The 19,200-nt window shown below is 47.2% G+C and carries 13 protein-coding genes; 7 read left to right on the top strand and 6 right to left on the bottom strand.

Annotation, left to right across the window (positions count from 1 at the left end; genetic code table 11):
- Positions 1-61 precede the first annotated feature (61 nt).
- The 4 genes from asd (at position 62) to AAA952_RS15080 (ending at position 5,837) form a co-directional block, all read left to right on the top strand.
- Positions 62-940, top strand: a complete 879-nt coding sequence (gene asd / locus AAA952_RS15095) for an archaetidylserine decarboxylase (protein ID WP_106651692.1) — start codon at positions 62-64, stop codon at positions 938-940.
- A 6-nt stretch (positions 941-946) separates the two neighbouring features.
- Positions 947-1,828 carry a DMT family transporter gene (locus tag AAA952_RS15090; protein ID WP_219251047.1) on the top strand — a complete coding sequence of 294 codons (882 nt, stop codon included), beginning with the start codon at positions 947-949 and terminating at the stop codon, positions 1,826-1,828.
- A 68-nt stretch (positions 1,829-1,896) separates the two neighbouring features.
- A complete protein-coding gene (locus tag AAA952_RS15085; protein ID WP_113939261.1) occupies positions 1,897-5,100 on the top strand; it encodes a mechanosensitive ion channel domain-containing protein in 3,204 nt (1,067 codons plus the stop codon).
- Between the two features lie 14 nt (positions 5,101-5,114).
- Positions 5,115-5,837 carry a glycerophosphodiester phosphodiesterase gene (locus AAA952_RS15080; RefSeq protein WP_219251046.1) on the top strand — a complete coding sequence of 241 codons (723 nt, stop codon included), beginning with the start codon at positions 5,115-5,117 and terminating at the stop codon, positions 5,835-5,837.
- A 20-nt stretch (positions 5,838-5,857) separates the two neighbouring features.
- Here AAA952_RS15080 and AAA952_RS15075 read toward each other — a convergent pair whose 3' ends face one another.
- Positions 5,858-6,193, bottom strand: a complete 336-nt coding sequence (locus AAA952_RS15075) for a DUF3392 domain-containing protein (protein WP_113939153.1) — start codon at positions 6,191-6,193, stop codon at positions 5,858-5,860.
- Positions 6,194-6,285: 92 nt separating this feature from the next.
- Here AAA952_RS15075 and AAA952_RS15070 point away from each other — a divergent pair, with 92 nt between their 5' ends.
- On the top strand, positions 6,286-7,221 hold the full coding sequence (locus AAA952_RS15070; RefSeq protein ID WP_338258211.1) for a D-2-hydroxyacid dehydrogenase: 936 nt from the start codon (positions 6,286-6,288) through the stop codon (positions 7,219-7,221).
- Positions 7,222-7,327: 106 nt separating this feature from the next.
- Here the strand turns inward: AAA952_RS15070 and AAA952_RS15065 are convergent, their stop codons facing one another.
- Positions 7,328-8,902, bottom strand: coding sequence for a methyl-accepting chemotaxis protein (locus AAA952_RS15065; protein ID WP_338258209.1), 1,575 nt, complete (start codon positions 8,900-8,902; stop codon positions 7,328-7,330).
- 259 nt (positions 8,903-9,161) lie between these two features.
- Here AAA952_RS15065 and AAA952_RS15060 point away from each other — a divergent pair, with 259 nt between their 5' ends.
- Positions 9,162-9,353: a bacterioferritin-associated ferredoxin gene (locus tag AAA952_RS15060; protein ID WP_076498521.1), complete on the top strand. Its 192-nt coding sequence runs from the start codon at positions 9,162-9,164 to the stop codon at positions 9,351-9,353.
- A gap of 255 nt (positions 9,354-9,608) precedes the next feature.
- On the opposite strand, the gene AAA952_RS15055 is transcribed toward AAA952_RS15060, so the two are convergent.
- Together AAA952_RS15055 and AAA952_RS15050 are read right to left on the bottom strand one after the other, a co-directional pair.
- On the bottom strand, positions 9,609-10,265 hold the full coding sequence (locus tag AAA952_RS15055) for a thiopurine S-methyltransferase (RefSeq protein WP_338258205.1): 657 nt from the start codon (positions 10,263-10,265) through the stop codon (positions 9,609-9,611).
- Between the two features lie 102 nt (positions 10,266-10,367).
- A complete protein-coding gene (locus tag AAA952_RS15050; protein ID WP_105250285.1) occupies positions 10,368-10,709 on the bottom strand; it encodes a hypothetical protein in 342 nt (113 codons plus the stop codon).
- Between the two features lie 249 nt (positions 10,710-10,958).
- Between AAA952_RS15050 and AAA952_RS15045 the strand changes: the two genes are divergently transcribed.
- The gene (locus AAA952_RS15045) at positions 10,959-12,767 is read left to right on the top strand and encodes a protein kinase domain-containing protein (RefSeq protein WP_105250286.1); all 1,809 of its coding nucleotides are present in this window, start codon (positions 10,959-10,961) and stop codon (positions 12,765-12,767) included.
- 20 nt (positions 12,768-12,787) lie between these two features.
- Here AAA952_RS15045 and AAA952_RS15040 read toward each other — a convergent pair whose 3' ends face one another.
- Together AAA952_RS15040 and AAA952_RS15035 are read right to left on the bottom strand one after the other, a co-directional pair.
- Entirely contained in the window at positions 12,788-15,196 is a 2,409-nt protein-coding gene (locus AAA952_RS15040) for a zinc-dependent metalloprotease (RefSeq protein ID WP_338258202.1), read from the bottom strand.
- Positions 15,197-15,334: 138 nt separating this feature from the next.
- A complete protein-coding gene (locus AAA952_RS15035; protein ID WP_338258200.1) occupies positions 15,335-19,051 on the bottom strand; it encodes a response regulator in 3,717 nt (1,238 codons plus the stop codon).
- Positions 19,052-19,200 lie beyond the last annotated feature (149 nt).

Below are 19,200 nucleotides of genomic sequence, written 5' to 3'. Positions count from 1 at the left end.
GACTTATTGATAAATAACAACAGTCTCAGCAAAGATTGAGCAGTAAGAAAAGGAATTGAAATTGGATAAAGTCAAAATAGCGCTGCAGTACATGCTGCCAAAACACTTGTTATCTCGTTTAGTGGGTAAACTCGCTGCAGCCGAAGCTGGCGCCTTAACCACTGCCGCCATTAAGTGGTTTATCAAACAATATAAAATCGACATGAGCGAAGCGGCGCAGAGTGAGCCTGAAGCCTATAAAAGCTTTAATGCCTTTTTTACCCGCGCCCTTAAACCCGGTATTCGTCCGTTAGATATGGACGCCGATATCATGGTGCATCCAGTCGATGGTGCCGTAAGCCAATTAGGCCCAATCAAAAACGGTCGTATCTTCCAAGCTAAGGGTCACCACTATTCATCGTTAACTTTGCTTGGCGATCAAGCCGAAGATGCTAAACGCTTCGAAGGCGGTGATTTTGCGACTATCTATCTGGCGCCTAAAGACTATCACCGTATCCACATGCCGATTAAAGGCACGTTATCAAAAATGACCTATGTACCTGGCGAACTGTTTTCGGTGAATCCGTTAACGGCGAGACACGTACCCGGTCTGTTTGCCCGAAACGAACGCGTTGTGGCGATTTTTGAAACCGAATTAGGTCCATTGGCCATGGTATTGGTTGGCGCAACGATTGTTGCCAGTATTGAAACCGTATGGGCTGGCACAGTCACGCCGCCGACAGGTAAGCAAGTCTTCACTTGGGAATATCCAACCCAAGGCCCAGATGCCATCACCTTAGACAAAGGTGAAGAAATGGGTCGCTTCAAGTTAGGCAGTACTGTAGTGATGTTGTTTGCTAAAGATGCTATCGCGACCTTTGCTGAAGGTGTCGAAGCCGAAGCAGTGACTCGTATGGGACAAGCCTTCGCTAACCTGAAAGACATTAAGCAAGCGGATTAAGCTTTCTTGAGTTCTGCTAAACCTTCGGGATTAATTGAATTGCATCTGGCTGTGCTGCTATTTGGCGGCACAGCTTTGTTTTCTAAATTAATCCCACTCAGTGCCCTCGACATCACCTTTCTGCGCTGTATCGTCGCTGCCACAGTGTTAGGTTTGCTAGTCAAATTCAGCCGTAAACGGCTAACGCTGGCAAGCAAACAAGATTATCTAGTCGCCATCGGGCTTGGGGTTATCGTCAGCCTGCATTGGGTGACTTATTTTGCGGCCATGCAATTATCGTCGGTCGCCATTGGCATGATTGCGTTTTTCACCTATCCGGTGATGACAGTGATTGCCGAGCCGTTGCTGACAGGTAATAAGATAAAATTACACGATATGATCAGCGGTGTATTAGTGCTGATTGGGGTGATATTACTGATCCCTGAGGCCAATTTAGGTAACGACACTACGCTGGGCATTGCCATCGGCATAGTGTCCGCCATCTTGTTCACCACCCGTAACTTATTGCACAAACGCTACTTTTCCCAGTACAGCGGCCCCCATGCCATGTTCTATCAAACCTTGGTCGCTGTGGTGTTCCTGATGCCGTGGCACCAAACGGAACTGGGCAGTATCTCATTAGAAGTGTGGGGATTAATTATTTTACTCGGCGTCGTCTTTACCGCAGCGCCACATGCGCTATTTACTTCTGCGCTGAGGCAACTCAGCGCCAAAACGGTTGGGCTAGTCTCTTGCTTACAGCCCTTTTATGGCGCCATGTTAGCGCTGATTATTTTAGGTGAAGAGCTCAATCTCAACACCTTAATTGGTGGCACTATCATAGTCGCTACCGCCATCTTCGAAACCCATCAATCGCACCAGTCACAGCGGCGAAAAAAGAACGCCTGAAACATACCAATCTCAACGCAATTTGGCTAATATGGAGCGTCTTTCGCCCCTAAATGTCTTTAGCCTATATGCCACGTATTTTATTGTTCATTATTGCTTTTTTCACATTTTCCGCACTTGCCAATTCGCCTTTGCAATTGGACAAACGTCTTGGCATGAACAAGCAAGATCAGCAACAAAATCTCAGCATTGACGAACAAATTAACGAACTAAAAATTAACATAGAAAAACTCGCCGCCAACGCAGCCAGTTTCCAACAAGCGCAGATTGATTTTGAGCAACATAAGAAGCGCACTAACCAAGCGCTGAAAGACGCCTATAAGCCTTTATCACTAGAAAAAGGTACTGACCTCAGCCAGCAGGCTTCCATGGCCTATATTCGCTTGTCTGAACTTAAAGAAAGCGAATCCACCCTTGGCCGACAAGTTAACGATTTATTACTACGTCACAATGACTTACCTACCGTTATCGCCACTGCGAGGCAAACTGTCGCCCAAAACAAAAAAGCAGAACTCGCCCCGCTAGATACCCCAACGGGAGAGTTACAGCAAACTCAACGACTCTTCTTTGAACAAAGCCTTGCCACCGATGAAGCAGAACTTGCCAGCAGCCAAAAACGCATTGAACTGACGCAATTACAATTACAGCTAGTCCGCCAACAACTGGTGCAGCAAGAAGCCTTGATCGAAACCATCAACAAGGCAATCAATAAACAACGTCAGCAACAAACGGATGCCACCCTAGCCAAAAACTTAGTTAATACCGAAAAAGTCATCGATCCTATCACCCGTAATATTGCCGACACTAACCAGATTTACGGCCAAAAGCTGCAAACGTTAACTTTGCAGATCAATAATGTGGTCGAACAGCAGGAACAGGCAGAAACCCAATATCAATCCCAAGCCAAACAACTGGCAAACATCCAAGAGCAGATCACTTGGGTCAAAATGAACTCCGCCTTTGGTGAGCGCTTTTTGCAGATGTTGCAATCACTGCCTAAACCACCGAATCACGAAAAACTGCAAACGCTGATCGCCGATGCGCGCTTAGACAGATACCATTTAGAGCAGCAACAAGCCCTCAATGAGCAAGAATTAGAACAACCCGGCTTATACAATGAGCAGCAGATTAAGCTCTTACACTCGCAACAGAGTTTGATCTCGCAGTTGATGCAAAGCTATGACCAATACTTGAGTGAATTAGGCAAGCTGAAAGTCAATTACCAACAACTGAGTCAACAGAATCTCACCCTCAAAAATACCCTTAACGAACATTTATTCTGGGTGCCTAACGCTGCAAGTATCAGTAAGTTATGGCTTACGGATCTTGAGCGCAGCACGGTTTGGCTTGTGCAACAAGCACAGTGGGATGAACTGGGAAAAGCCTGGGATGAACAAAACGATTATTGGTCTTGGTGGATCATATTGCTGGTACTGTGTTTAGTCGTACAAGACTTGATCACTCCTAAATTCAATCGCTTGCTAAATCATTACACCACTTATGTGGGCAATGTGACCCAAGATAAATTCATTTACACTCTCAAAGCGCTCGCCTGCAGTATCAGCTATGCGTTGATAAAACCTTTCCCAGTGATCATGGCGGGATTGATTTTCTATCATTCCGATCGCAATTTTGTGCAAGCAGTGGGTATGGGCATACTGGCGATTGGTTTAGTGTATCTCTTATATCGCTTCATCTTTATTCTGACGCTCGACAAAGGCGTACTCGTGGGCCATTTCAAACGCCCCTCGAAACTCATCCAAGCGGGACAATCACGGCTCAGACACTTTGTGCTGATTGCTAGCCCATTATTGGGTCTGATGGGCTTTACCGAAGTGCTCGACACATCACTGGTGCGTAATAGCATAGGCCGCGGCGCATTCATTATTTTCTGTATCGTTTTATTCTTGTTATACAAAGATATTTTAATCCTGAGCCGTAAAAACTCAGATGCCAAGAAAGACGGTAAAAACAAAAAACTCATTCAGAAAATGCTCTGGACCTTGCTGATTTCTGTGCCGCTTTTAAGCGCAGTGTTAGCCTTTAGGGGTTACTACTTCACCGCTTTCCAAATGCTGTTACAACTGCAATTATCTATCGTGCTGGGTCTGGGTTTCTTGCTCTTATACCAATTGATCAAACGGTGGATGTTAATCGAACGCCGCCGTATCGCCTTCGATCGCGCGAAGGCAAAACGTGCAGAGCGCTTAGCACAAAGGGAAAAAGGCGAAACACATCACCCTTCCGTCGATGGACTCGATACCTACGAAGAACCCGTGGTCGATCTCGAAACCATTTCGAGCCAATCCCTTGGTCTAGTGCGTTCACTCTTGTTATTGGCCTTTTTAGCCAGTTTGATTGGTCTGTGGACTCAAACCCATACGGCGCTGTTTTCCTTCCTCGATGGCATTACGCTGTGGACGACCAATACCAGTGTGAATGGCTTAGAGCAACAATTACCCATTACCATGAAGTCACTGATGTTTGGGCTGATAGTGGTGGGTTTCTCGTTAATGATTGCCACCAATTTACCCGGCCTACTTGAGCTAATGATCCTGCAAAGGCTTGATCTCTCGCCTGGAACGGGTTTTGCGATCACAACCGTCAGTCGTTATCTGGTGGTTTTCCTCGGACTATTAATCGGCTTCTCTAATCTCGGGATGGAATGGTCTAAGCTTCAATGGCTGATTGCCGCACTGTCGCTCGGTTTAGGTTTTGGTTTGCAAGAAATTTTCGCCAACTTTATCTCAGGTTTGATCATTTTGTTTGAGAAACCCGTGCGGATTGGCGACACAGTGACAATTCGTGATTTAACGGGGACAGTCAGTAAAATCCAAATTAGGGCGACAACGATTATTGATTGGGATAGAAAGGAAATTATCATCCCGAACAAGGCCTTTATCACAGAGCAGCTGATCAACTGGTCCTTGTCAGATCCTATTACGCGGGTCATTGTTTATGTGTCGGTGGCGCGGGATTCAGACCCTGCCAAAGTTGAAGCGACCCTGTATCAAGCGGTGCAAGAGTGTGAAGATGCACTTGCCAGCCCAGAACCTGAAGTCTGGTTTGCCGGCTTTGGTAAACATACCCAAGATTATGAAGTGCGCGCCTATGCAAAAGATATGTCGGCACGCTGGCCACTGCGCCATGATTTACATAAACGAGTGACTAAAAAACTCAAAGAAAACAATCTCGAACTCGCCTACCCGCAGATGGAAATCCATATTAAGAATGGTCAAAATCGCGAGCAACAAGGCATTATTAGAAGCTAATAGGATCGCAGACCATGCTTATTTTTGCTCACCGCGGCGCCAGCGGTTATCAGGCCGAAAATACCTTAGCCGCCATGGCTAAAGCGTTAGAATTGGGTGCACAAGCCGTCGAACTCGATGTACATAATGTCGAAGGTGAGTTAGTCGTGTTTCACGACAGACGACTCGATAATAAAAGCTCGGGCACGGGCGTCATTCACTTAGTGAGCAAGGATTATCTAGCAAGCATCAATGTGAAAGGTGAATCCATTCCGACGCTATGGCAAGTACTTGAGCTGATTGCGGGGCGCTGCATAGTCAATATAGAGTTAAAAGGCATTAATACCGTCACGCCGTTAATCGACTTATACCCAAAGGCTATGAGTCAGCTTGGGTTTACCAAGGAGCAGTTACTGATCTCTTCCTTTAATCACCCCTATCTACATGAACTTAAACAGGCGTTGCCGGATGCGTTAGTCGCACCGTTGCTTGCCAGTATTCCACTCGATGGGGCTGGCGTGGTAAGCGAACTGAATGCCTATTCATTGCATTTAGATGTGAGTTTTATCAGCCAAGCACTAGTAGACGACGCCCATAACCGAGGTGCCAAGGTTTATGTTTATACTGTCGATCATATTGATGATATTCATGCGCTTAAGCAGATAGGCGTCGATGGCGTGTTCAGCAATTACCCCGATCGCGCCATGCAAGCCTTAACCCAAAAGGCAATGGCCGATTACTCTGGCTACTTTGAGTAGCGGCAAAAATAATAACGATATTAAGCTTGGCTATTTCGCTGAGCCCAATAACCGATAAAAATAAACATGGCCACAATTAACAGAAACATCCAATGGGATGGCATAGCCACTATGTGTCTTGCCACCCAAGGCGTGGCTTTCACGATTAATAGGCCATAGCCAAAGGCATTCACAATAATAAAAACAAATGTTCGCAGCACAAAAGAATGCCCCAACAAATGACGCCTTAAGATACGATTTACATCCGCTGAAAAAACCAAAATAAGACACACCACCATAGCGGTAGCAATATCGAAGGCCCAAGGGCGAAGCATATTACCTAACTGGGCAATAATGGCGACTAATTGATCAAACATAGACTTAACCTAAAAATATGCAGCGCAATCCATCTGAGTGGCCGCGACAGCGTATTGAAAAATAACAATAACCAAGCATAAAGGGAGACGCCATGGGGCACAAGTTACTCTTGCTAACAAAGGTAAATCAACAGTACCGCGACTTGATTGAGGCGCAGAGTCTCCCAGATTTAACGTTACTCGACGATAATCCTGCGAGCATAATTGATGCAGATATTTGGTTAGCCGAACCTAAACTCGCCGCGCCCCTATTACCCCATGCTAAAAATCTGCAATGGTTACAATCAAGCTTTGCTGGCATAGATGCCCTGATGAGTCCAAGGGGCAGAAAAGACTATCAACTCACCAATATTAAAGGCATTTTCGGCCCGCTGATGAGCGAGTATCTATTCGGCTATTTACTCGCGCATATCCGCGGCCATCGTTTTTATCGCCAGCAACAAGGACAAAAACAGTGGCTGATTCAACCCCAGCAGCGCCACTCAAGTTTACAGGGCATGCGATTGCTCTTGCTTGGCACAGGGTCAATAGCCCAGCATTTAGCGAAGACGGCAAAACACTTTGGCATGCATGTTACTGGTATCAATAGCAGCGGTAATGCCGTAGAAGGTTTTGATATCATAGAAGCTATGTCCAATTTAGGCCAAGTGTTGACACAGGCCGATGTGGTTGCAAATCTACTGCCAAGCACTCCTGCAACGTACAATCTTCTCAATGCTGACATGTTAGCCATGTTAAAAACTGATGCAGTGCTGTTTAATGTTGGCCGCGGTGATGCACTCGATCTCGATGCACTCAATATCCAACTTATCGCTAATCCTAGTCAGCAAGCGATCCTCGATGTATTTGCTCAGGAACCTTTGCCCAATAGCCATCCTATTTGGGAACGGGAAAATGCCGTGATCACGCCGCATATTTCGGCGCCAAGCCATCCTGCACAAATCGTCGATATCTTTAGCCAAAACTATCGCCGCTACATCATGGGTGAACCACTGCAGAATAGAGTCGACTTTAGTAAAGGCTATTAAGTTAACGATCAGGAATTGATTCAGAGAGCAGAAATTGAGTTAGAAATCAGAAAAAGAAAAGGCAATAGTCAGACTATTGCCTTTTTTTATTTTAAATTTTAGGCAGTTAAATCCTAAAGCTGCGCTTTAAGAATTGCTCGACTAATACCGAGTGAGAATCCATCTCGCGAGTCACTTCGTCATTCAAGCCGACCATTTCACTGCCGAGTTGATGACTAGAATGGGTAAATTGCGACACATTCACCACGCTGCGATTCATCTCATTTGCCACACTCGATTGCTCTTCAACCGCGCTGGCAATATGGTGCGTCATATCGGTAATGGTCGAAATGGCCTCACGAATCGTACGTAATGCCGTACCCGCTAAATCCGCCGTTGAAATACATTCGGAAGCGGCAACCACTCCTTGCTGCATACTGATAACAGCTTTATTCGTTCCCTGCTGCAACAGATTAATCATACTGTGGATTTCTTTGGTGGCATCGTGAGTACGTTGTGCCAGCGCCCGTACTTCGTCAGCAACGACAGCGAAGCCACGACCTTGCTCACCCGCTCGAGCCGCTTCAATTGCTGCATTCAATGCCAGCAAATTCGTCTGCCCCGCAATACTCTGAATCACATCGAGCACTGTGCCAATATCTTTACTGTGGGCTTCTAACTCAGTAATAACTTTTGACGTTTGTTGCAGTTGCTCCGCCATAGCTTGAATCGAGCGAATAGTACTCGACACCGTTTTATCACCATTAATAGTTTCAGCGGATGCCATTTGCGTGGCACTCGCCGCATCTGCACAATTGGAGGACATATCGCCTAATGTGGCGGTCATTTCCTGCATCGCTGTAGCAACTTGTTCTATTTCAGATAGTTGAGCCTGACTGGTACTCTGGATTTGTTTGCCCTTGGCGGCAGATATTTTGGCCTGTTCTGACACGTTATAACAGGAATCCGATGCACGCCCAAGAATCGACTTAAGCTCTGAATTCTGCATTTGCAGTGCTAAATCAATCGCGCCAAGATCATCACTGCTTCCACTATAAATATGCGCCATCAAGGGGTTATCGTAGATATGCTTCGCCTTAGTCACTAAAGCATAGTAACGACTCAGCACCAGATTACCGCCCACCAGCAATACTAGGACACTTATCGCTAGGGCAATAAAGCCCATTAAGCCAATTTGCAGAGCAAGGTAAAACATAGGTAGCATGGCAACCAATGCGAGTAACAGCAATTTAACTGGCATATCCAAGGTACGTTTTAACGCACTGACGCTGCCCTTTTTGTTCAACTCCGCATAGGCTATTTCTGCACGCTTAACCTGATCGCGTGTGGGTTTAGTGCGTACAGATTGAAACTCGACGACTTTGCCATTAACTGAAATCGGTGAGACATAGGCATCGACCCAATAGTGATCGCCATTGGCGCAGCGGTTTTTCACTATCCCTTTCCAAGGCTCGCCTTTTTTGATACATCGCCACAGATCTTCAAACGCTTGCGGAGGCATATCTGGATGACGCACCATGTTGTGGGGCTTGCCTAGCATGGCATCGAGGTCGTAACCGGCAACGGTACAGAAAGATTGATTGGCGTAAGTGATATGACTTTGAGTATCCGTGGTCGACAATAAAATCCAATCCGCTGGATAATCATATTCTCGCTGTGTAACTGGTAAATTAGTTCTCATGAAACCTTATGGATCTTTGATTAATTCTTCGTTATTCATCCATGAGTTATCCATCCGTGAGGCATCATCACCCTGACTCTGTATTCCTAAACCCTTCTAAAACTGCCTAGCTTTTTAATGCTAAAACACACCTAGCATAGACGATAAAACGTGCGCCATGTAACAAAAACGTTAAAGTATGAAAATCACCCAAAAAACATGATTGCATTTGATAAGCGTTTTCATTTAGAATTAGCGCAATTCGATTGGAGACTAATATATGTACGTTTGTCTTTGCCATGCGATCACTGATACGCAAATTAAAAACGCAGTAAGCCAGGGCGATAGCTCGCTTGCTGACGTAAAAAAGCGCTTAGGTGTTGCCGATCAATGTGGTAAATGCGCCAGAATGGCAGTGCAGATCATTCAGAATCAACTAGAGCTTGAGCCTAATTATTACGAAGTCGCATAGAGTTCATCGCGAATAGCATGGTAAAGGGTAATTCACTCACGAACAAACTTCCGACAAGCTAAAACCACGCTGACTCAAGCAAACTTAATCCCAAAAATCCAGCGGCAACAAAGTCTTCTATCTGTCATTTCGTCTTAAATAATCTTGCCAGCCTAATCTTTAGATATGATGTTTTAATGACAAGCCCCACTGAACGCCAAGCTCGAAAGCCGCGAATAATTCAATGGGGTTACAGATCCAACTTCCGAGTCAAGCCTACTTACGTTTCAACAAATAGGCCGCTTCATTAAGCCAAGGCACGGCTTTCTTAATAAAACGTGGATTGTCGGCCAACACATCTTGCGACGCTAATACTTCAATATCAAAATCCTCACTCAGATGCTGCTCTACCCAAGTAGGGGATACAGCAAAAGGTGGGCCGATAAGGGATTCTTGCGGATAATCTAAAGTCACTAATAAACCGACACTGCCGCTAGGTAATAAGCTCGCTAACTGCTTGGCATATTGTGCACGCATACTTTCTGGCCATGCGATCAAAGCCGCGCGATCATAAAATGCTGTCACTTCTTGAGTGATAGCCTTAGGTAGGGTGAAAATATCACCCTGATACAAGCTGATCTGTTCGGTTTGATAATGCTGGTGCTCACCCACGGCCGTTTTCGTCATCTCGAGTTGGTTATCGCTAAAAAATTGCTGTACTGCCAATTCATTCAACTCACAACCTATGACCTGATGCCCCTGTTCTGCGAGGAAACACATGTCTAGCGACTTACCACATAAGGGCACAAAAACCTTGGTATCTGCGGGTAATGCAAGCTGCTGCCAATACTTAACGAGGAAAGGATTGATGTCTTGCTGATGAAAACCTATCTGTTGCTGCTGCCACTTTTCATGCCAAAAACCGGGTTCCATGGGTTTATCTCTATTCGCTAATGTTGTCCTTACTCTAATGACATTTTAAAGTGGATGCAAAACCTCCTGCCATTCGGCAAACTCTGCAATGTAAAGACTAACTTACTGATCTAACGTGGCTTGCACTTTACGCAGCCAAACACAGTTATCGCATTGGCATTGACGGCGTGATAAATGATGTGGGCTTAAAGATGAGTCGATAAAGTCCACGGCGATCAACAACTGCTGTTTTAACTCGGCAATCGATTTTTCGTTCACGGCTACCAGCTCGTCATTCTGGTTCATCCAGATACATTCCATGCCCTGATGACACGTTAAACATTGCTCGTCTCTATCATTAAAAAATACCGCATGCGGGCAATGGGTCACTTCCATTGACTGTAAAATACGCTTACGCGGATATTCCAAAAGTTCGATCAACAAGGCTTTATATTGGGTGGGCATACGCCCTCCTTAGCTGCACTTTGTCTGTGGGTTAATTAACAAAAATTGATTCCATCTAATGCCCCAAAGATTACCTATAGTCGCGAGGATTTAATTTGATGTAAGTCAAAGTCAGTGACGAAATGATCGTATAGGTAAGCCGCGCCTGACGCTGATCATCAATGCCATTCAAAATACTAAAATAAAGCCACCCGCTATTTGATTATCTCCCCCGCTTACTGGTTAAATGAACAAAACAAGGAGCACAATTTGCAAACACCGCAGCTGCAGCATTTTTATATTTCTGAAGAGCAATCCATTTACTTGCTCAAAGCCAATGATGCCCGTAAACACAAGGCGTGGATCCGCCTCTGTAAACAACAGCTGAGCAAATTAGGTTATACCGATATCGAATTGGTCGGCAAAGGCGCCTACGGTTTCGTGTTTGCGGGTATCAATCAAGCTGGCGATGCCCATGTGTTTAAGTTTTCACGGATTAATCTGCCACAACACATTCAAGATCGGCTCGAAGAAGAAGCCTTTATGCTCTCCTTACTCAAGCATCCCAATGTGCCGGGGGCGATCAAATTTGAGCGAGTAGGTAAGCAGGGAATACTCGTGATGGAACGGGCAAAAGGGGAAGATCTCGACCAACTTTGCCGCCGCATGGGCGCCTTACCTACCGCTATGGTCATGAGCATCGCCCGCCAACTCGCCGATATCTTGTATTACCTGCGCACGGGCAAGCCTTTAGTGCACGGCGATATCAAACCTTCGAATCTGGTTTACGATATTGAACAGCAACACTTATCGTTAATCGATTGGGGCTCTGCGGTATTTGCGCAGCGGGATGAACATAACAAACCCGTCGAAGACAATGTGATGGCGTTAATGTCGAGCGATCAACAACATACCAACGCCCGCATGGGTGATGTGTACTTTATCGGCGAAGAGCAACTCAATGGAGCACTCTCCAGCCCGCGCTTTGACGAGCAAGGAGTTGCCGCGACTCTGTATGCCCTCGCCTCTGGGCAAGCAAGCCGCTTCGGTGCACAGGTGATTTCACCCACCAGCATTGGCTTACCGATAGAATTAGCCCGTACCTTAGAAGGCATGCTCAGCACTGATCCGCAGCAGCGCAACATTGCCGGCGATTACTTTTTAAAAAGTATGCGCCACAGCCACAGACTGCATTTACCTGAACTGCCCAAAGCTGATTTACAGGGTGAAATTCCTGTATGGGTACAATCCCGCGACAAAGATGTTGAAACCGTCAGCTACAGTTCGCGTAAATCCTTTTTAAAGGAACACAACGCCCAAGATCCCATCGCTAAGATGGATGATATTCAGCTCGAAAAATATTACCGCAACTTCCTCGCTGGCATGGGCGATACCGAAAAAGGCTTTATCGCCGCAGTGGGTCGTTTAGCGCAATATCCGATCGTGGGTGGTCTGGCTATTCATTGGCAGGAAACCGGCGTGTTTATCGACTCCAATCTTGCGATTTACGATGCAAAGCAAAAAAGTGCGTTAATCATTGCAGTCAACAATATGGTGGATCTTGCACGGGGAATTAAACGTATAGGGGTGTTTAAGGCCTGCTTCTTTAACGCCAAAGACACACTGCATATCGAACGAGCTGACACCAGCGAGCCTTTTGTCGCCAGTGCCGCACTGCAGTTGCCATTCGAAGTCGGTGACGTACCCACCTTAGAAGATAAGTCGCGCTTACATTCTTATTTTGAAGACGGTAAAGATCCCGATGAGAACCTCGAATTACCCCATGAAATCATGGAAGAATTAGCCCGCATCAACCAAATTCACCACACAGGCTGCATCATTTTTGAGGCGCTGCCGAATCACTTAAAAATTCACAGTTACTTGAAGCTGCTCAATCCACGTAAGCAAGCAGCGTTTCGCGCGAGCCTCGATCGCATCTTGCACCATGTCGGAAAAATCCAAGGTCACGGCGTATCGGGCTTTATGAAACTGCCCTACAAAAACACCCGCCGCTTTACTCATCTAGAGCGTAAAGCCGATCACTTTTATCCGAAAAATCCAAAAGAAATAGGCGCCTAATGGCGCCTATGTTCATCGGATTAAATCGGTGATCCCGGCGGTAGGGTTAACGGCTTAGGAATAAGCTTAACCTTAGCATCGGTCAAACCCGCAGCCAGACCCTGTTGCAACCAAGTATAGTGCGCCGCAAGACTCACATTCGCTCGATTCGACTTCGCTTTCAATTGCTTAATCACAAACTGAGCGCGATCGTTGATCGCAGCCCTCACCTCTGGTGAGGTTTGAGGATCGTGCAGCGTTGCCAGCACTTCATCAATCACCACAGCGTTCACTCGCATCCATACGCCTTCGACCAGCGCGAGCTTATCCTCTTGATACAAGGTCACCGCAAATAACTTATCCAATAATGTCGTCACCGATAACTGCTCACTATCTGCCATGGATGCTTGGCTGACACGATTCAAGCGTTTAGGCATCAATAGCAAGCTCACGGTATGACGGCTAAACACTTCAGCCATACCGAGAGGGTCGTTAATTGCACCTAGACCTGAATCGAAGGATTCCCGCGTAACATGATAATTCCCCGCCTTTGGCACTAAACTGTCGAGCAAGGTTTGCGGCACACTTAAACTCGCCGCATCGAGTGTGTTAAGTAGCGCGTCTAAGCCCGTTAACTGCAACTGCGGCGCAATATAGCTCCAGCGGCTGCCTTCACCAATAGATTGATAGTTATAGTCAGTGCCGCCAATAAACTTAGCGACCGCATCGATTTGATAACGCGTCAGCAAATAAATTGGCGCAAAGGCATCGGCTAGCTCGCCCAGTGGCTCATTGGGTAACAAGGCCGCACTGGAGAAATCCGCAATCGCCTTAGTGCGAATTTTATTTAACTTACCCAGCTGATCGATCGGATCGTCACCACTATCCCACAAACTGGCATAGGCCTGACTCGCATCCTTTTGGCGGGAATCGGCCTCACCGATATAACGTAAGCCACGTTTGGCTACATCGGCCAGTAAGTCGACTTGCAGCGCTTGTTGGGTGCGAGCATCGCCTTGATCGCTATAGCCATAGGCGATAGCAAAATCATCCCAAGGACCAACACCTGTAGTGTAAGGTGCGGAAATATCAATATCATTGCCCTTTAGCTGGATTTTCGGATGGGGATAATCCATCACAGAGGCATCCTGATTGGTCGAAGCGGCAAAGTTATGATCTAGCCCTAAGGTATGGCCGACTTCATGGGCAGCCAGTTGGCGAATACGCGCCAGCGACAAGGCTGTCGCCGCTTTCTCGGCCGCCACTCTATCCTGCCAGCCTGCGGTTAAACCTTTAGCAATCAAGTAATCCTGACGCACACGCAAGCTGCCGAGCGTGACTTGACCCTTAATGATTTCACCGGTGCGTGGATCGGTCAGCGCGGCGCCATAAGACCAACCCCGCGTCGCCCTGTGCACCCATTGGATCATGTTGTAGCGAATATCCTGCGGATCGGCATCTGCCGGTAATAACTCAACTTTAAAGCCGTTGATAAATCCGGCCCGAGTAAAAGCCGTCTCCCACCAGCGGGCGCCATCGAGCAAGGCCGACCGTATCGGCTCTGGCACACCGGGATCAAGATAATAAGTAATAGGTTTAACGACTTCGCTTGGCGCTGGGCCCGGATGCACTTTCTGTAAACGGTGGCGTAGGATAAAACGCTGCACTAAAGGCTGGTTAAAGGGCGTGGCATAATCGCGATACTCATCGGACAAATAACCGCTCATAGGATGATAAGCCCGCGGCTGATAGTCGGTATCAGGCAGCTCAACAAAGGAATAACGCATCCGCACCGACATTAAGGTGCCATCGGGTGTTACCTGTGCGACCTGCGCGCCAGCAACATCGCCTTTGAACGTCAGTTGCACATCCACATCGGCGTTTTTCTCAAAGGATTTAATCCCTTTGGGTAAGATGACAGAACGGCTCAAATCGAGCTGATAATTGCCCTGCTCTGTTTGTTGCAATACGGAAGACACGCCGTGTAAATCATTGAGCACCAGATCGTTAATCGCTACCAAATCTGGCTTGCCCTCAATCACTTTGCCTTGCCATAACACAGAATCGGCAAAGGCTTCTTCAACCGCTCTTTGCTCGGCGGCATCAGAGGTATTCGCACGATATTGAGTATTGAGTTGCTTGAGTAAAACATAGGGACCTTGGCGCTCAAACTGCACCATACGGGTCTGACCCAGTTGGCCGCGATCGAGACCAATGTCGTTTGATCCTACGCCCTGTGGCAGGCTAGTAACTAAGATAAAAGGTTGATTTAAACGATTGACCTCAAGATATAACTCTCCCTCAGACTCCTCGTAATAGAGATTAAGAAACCCTTTCGCCTCTTGGCCCTGCTTAATGATCTTGGCGCTAGGCGCGGCTGCCGCGACCGTAACGGTGGGAAATCCTAACAGCGCTATAAATAAGGCTAAGGCTACACTTTGGGGTTTCATCTTTCCTCCTGATTCGGCTGGCTGCGTTATTTACCTTATTAAGTCATTTATGTCATATGCATCTTTGATGACTGCTTATCTCAAGCGATTGATTTAAAGTAAATAATGCGAGGCCATCACTGGCCCCGAGCAAATAAATTAACGATTCTGATGCTGGTTCTTGTGTTTGATCCAGTGATTTAATGTTTCAAATAATTCGTTAAGCACTATGGGTTTAGTGATGTGGGCATTCATCCCCGCCGCTAAACTCTTTTCCCTGTCGCCCGACATGGCATGGGCTGTCATGGCAATGATAGGCAGTTCATCGGCACTAAAACGCTCACGCAATGCCCTTGCGGCCGTTAACCCGTCCATCACTGGCATTTGAATATCCATCAACACAGCATCAAACGGCCGCGAGTCGATAGTATCCAGCGCCACTTGACCATTGTCGGCCAGCACCACTTCGTAGCCAGCGCTCTTAAGAAGTTCAGTGGCCACTTGCTGGTTGATAAAGTTATCCTCCACCAGCAGCACTAAACCTGTGTGCTCCCCTTCCTTAACTTGAACTTCAACCATAGGCTGAACCACATTCAATCTCGGTTCATCGGCAAAGGCGGCAATGATCTCATCGAACAGACTCGATGCCTTAAACGGTTTTTGTAGTACGGCAAACACATTGGCACTATCGACTTCATGCTGCAAGGGCTCTGCCGCATAGGCCGTCATCATAATAATCACCGGCCGTTTCGCTAAGCGGCCTTCGGCGACCATAGTATCTATGGCACTGACCACATCGCTACCGTCCATTTCTGGCATCATCCAGTCGAGCAATAACAGATCGATTGGTGCCCGCGACAGTTTGTAAAGCGCTTCGGCGCCACTGGCGGCAGTATCGACGTCGAAGTGGAAATCTCGCATCAAGGTCGAATAAATTTGCAGTGCCGTCGGGTTATCGTCAACGACTAAGGTGCGTAGACTATTGAGTTTTTCCGGCACGACCAAAGGCTCAATCTTAGCGGCTTCGGCAATTTCAAAACTGATGGTGAAGCTAAAGGTACTACCGACCCCAAGCTCACTCTGCACTTGCATCTTGCCGCCCATCATAGACACCAGATGCTTACTGATCGATAAACCTAAGCCGGTGCCGCCGTATTTACGGGTGGTCGAACCGTCGGCTTGGGCGAAGGCATCAAACAACTTATCCTGTTGATCTTTACCTATGCCGATACCCGTATCGCGCACCCAGAACTTCAAGGTAATCCGATGATCCCGCTCGCCGACATCTTCACAGCCGAGCTCAATCTCGCCAGATTGGGTAAATTTCACCGCATTCGATAACAGGTTAATCAGCACTTGGCCTAAACGTAGCGGATCGCCCTTAAGAATGAGTCCCGCCGTCACAGGAGCATATAAGAGTAACTCGACGCCCTGTTCCTGTGCCTTGAGCGCATTGAGATCCAGAGCGTGATCGAGCACTTTATCCAGCGGGAACGGCACCCGCTCAAGCTCCAACTTACCCGCCTCAATTTTAGAGAAGTCGAGAATATCGTTGATGATCCTCAGTAGCGATTGCGCCGAGAAACCGGCTTTTTCGAGGTAATCTTTCTGCTGCGCCGTTAACGAGGTGCGCTGTGCCAACTGCAACATACCGATAATGGCGTTCATCGGCGTGCGGATCTCATGGCTCATGTTGGCCAAAAATTCACTCTTGTAGAGGTTAGCGAGTTCGGCGTCTTGCTTGGCTTCCAGCAGCGCCACTTCGTTACTCTTATGGCGGGTAATATCCTTATGGGTACCAAGCATACGTTTGGGCTGACCTTCGGCGGTGAACTCCACCACACGACCACGGGATAACACCCAGTGATAGCCGCCATTTTTACCTAACATACGGAATTCAATTTCGAAAGCACCGACGGGATCAGCAAGATACTGAGCACGGTATTCCTCGACGCGAATACGATCGTCGGGGTGGGATAATTCATCAATCGTCGATACTAAAGCTGGGAATTCATTGGTTTTATAACCCAACATAGAATAATAGGCTGGGTTACAAATGATCTGTTCAGAGTCTAAATACCAGTCCCACAGGCCATCTTCCACCGCATCCATAGCTAAGTGATAACGCTCTTCGGACAGGCGTAATTGTTCGGCAGATTCGTATTCCCGCGTCACATCACGCCACACGGCAATCAATCCCTGCAGTTCGCCACGGCGATTGTAGAAAGGCAGCTTAAGGGTATCGAGCAGCACAGGTTTACCCGCAAGCTCGACCTTTTCTTGGTAGCGCAGCGGCGTGCGATCTTTTAAGACTTGTTCGTCTTCGGCGCGGATACGTATGCCCATTTCAGGCGAGGTCAGATCCTCAGATGATAAACCTATCATCTCGCTCTCTGTGTAACCCAGCATGCGTTCAGCCGCCTTGTTACAACCTAAATAGTTGCCTTCTTTATCTTTAAAGACAATCGCTTCAGGAATCGAGTCAAGCAGGGATCGCAGTAGCGCATATTCGCGCTCACGCCGCTCTGTGGTGTCTTTTAAGCGTTCAGTACGCCGCGCCACAAGCTTATCGAGCCGCTTATTCTGCTCAGCCAGATGGTGGGTATATTGTTTGTTTTCCTCAAAGATCCGACTGACCAACAAGAACCAAGGCTCCCAGCCACGGGTGATTTTCTCCGGTGGTTTACGTGGCTCTTGTGAGCAACCTTCAAGGTGCGACAGTAATCGCGAGGCTGGACTCACAAAAGATCGACGCGTCTGCCAATGCACTATGGTCACCAACACCGACAGGGCGATAACCACTAAAATAAAGGTCAGCTGCAGTTTTTCCCACGAGTCTTGGAATAGGTCGTCTTCATCCTGCAAATACAGTAAACGCCAAGGCGCGTTATGCAGGGCAACCGAGTGAATGTAATAGCCGTTACGAATGATGCCATCGTGGGCATCGAACAATTCCGACTCAGGTAAAGAATGCAGCTCAGAGGGAATACGTTGGCTGATGTGATAGACACGATTGATATCTGAGCTATCAAAATCGCTGTGGGATAAAATATTGTTCTGTTGGTCGAGCAAAATCACTGTGCCCGGCATCTTAAAGTAAACCCGAATTTGCCGCGCTAACGAGGCAAGCGTCATGTCTAAGTTGATTGAGCCAATGAACTCATCATCCAAATAAATGGGCACACCTAAAGTGGTCAATAAGCCTTTGCCCGTGGAGTCAACATAGGCTTCACTCCAAAATACACTGCGCTGCGGGTTCATTGCTGGGGTGGCGTATTGGAACTGTTTCTTGTTGAGTAATTCGTCCCTAAAACGTTGATCGTCATTCGACCAAGGGAAATAGGACATGATCCTACGTTTCGACAGGTAATAAATCGCCGAGGCTTTCGGGGCGGCTTCTTTGGCGACGGGGAATGACAGTGACAGCTCAAACAACATCTCAAGCTCTTGATAGAACTTGTCATCGCGGCCGTCGAGAGAACCCGCACCAGTAATCCTCCCCATGTTGGTAAAAGGCTCACCGCTCTGGGCGTAGCTAGGTTCTAAGGTAAAATACTGGCCGCTTTCGTTGAATTTACCGTATTGGGGTAAGCGTTCTTTACGCACGAGTTCGCCCAAACGTAAATGATCCACAGCAACGTTGCGTAAGCTTTTTACCGCTCTAATGCTCGACTCAAGTAGCAAATCGATTTGCAATACATGGCGCTGAACCTGCTCTTCACGCTGTTCCATCTGCTGTGCTTTTTGGCGGTCGAAAAACATCCATGCGGTCAACAAAGACATGACGATAACGCCGATGTACGTATAAAAAACGGCACGGTTGTAGTTCTTCTGGATCGGCGATTTTAGTTGGAGATCCGGCTCACTCGATTTCATCCACTACCCTTGATTGCAGCGCTTAATTTCAGCCTACGGCGGCAAAAACTATGAGCTCCATATAGTAGCAGGAAGGAACTGCCAATCACATAAAATAATTGTCAGATAAAGCCTACTCATACCACTGATAAGTCGATTAAAAATCTACT

The organism is Shewanella sp. M-Br (genome assembly GCF_036245925.1).
Lineage (GTDB): Bacteria > Pseudomonadota > Gammaproteobacteria > Enterobacterales > Shewanellaceae > Shewanella > Shewanella oncorhynchi.
Note: the sequence above shows the minus strand (reverse complement) of the source record. Positions and strands in the feature narration are given on the sequence as shown.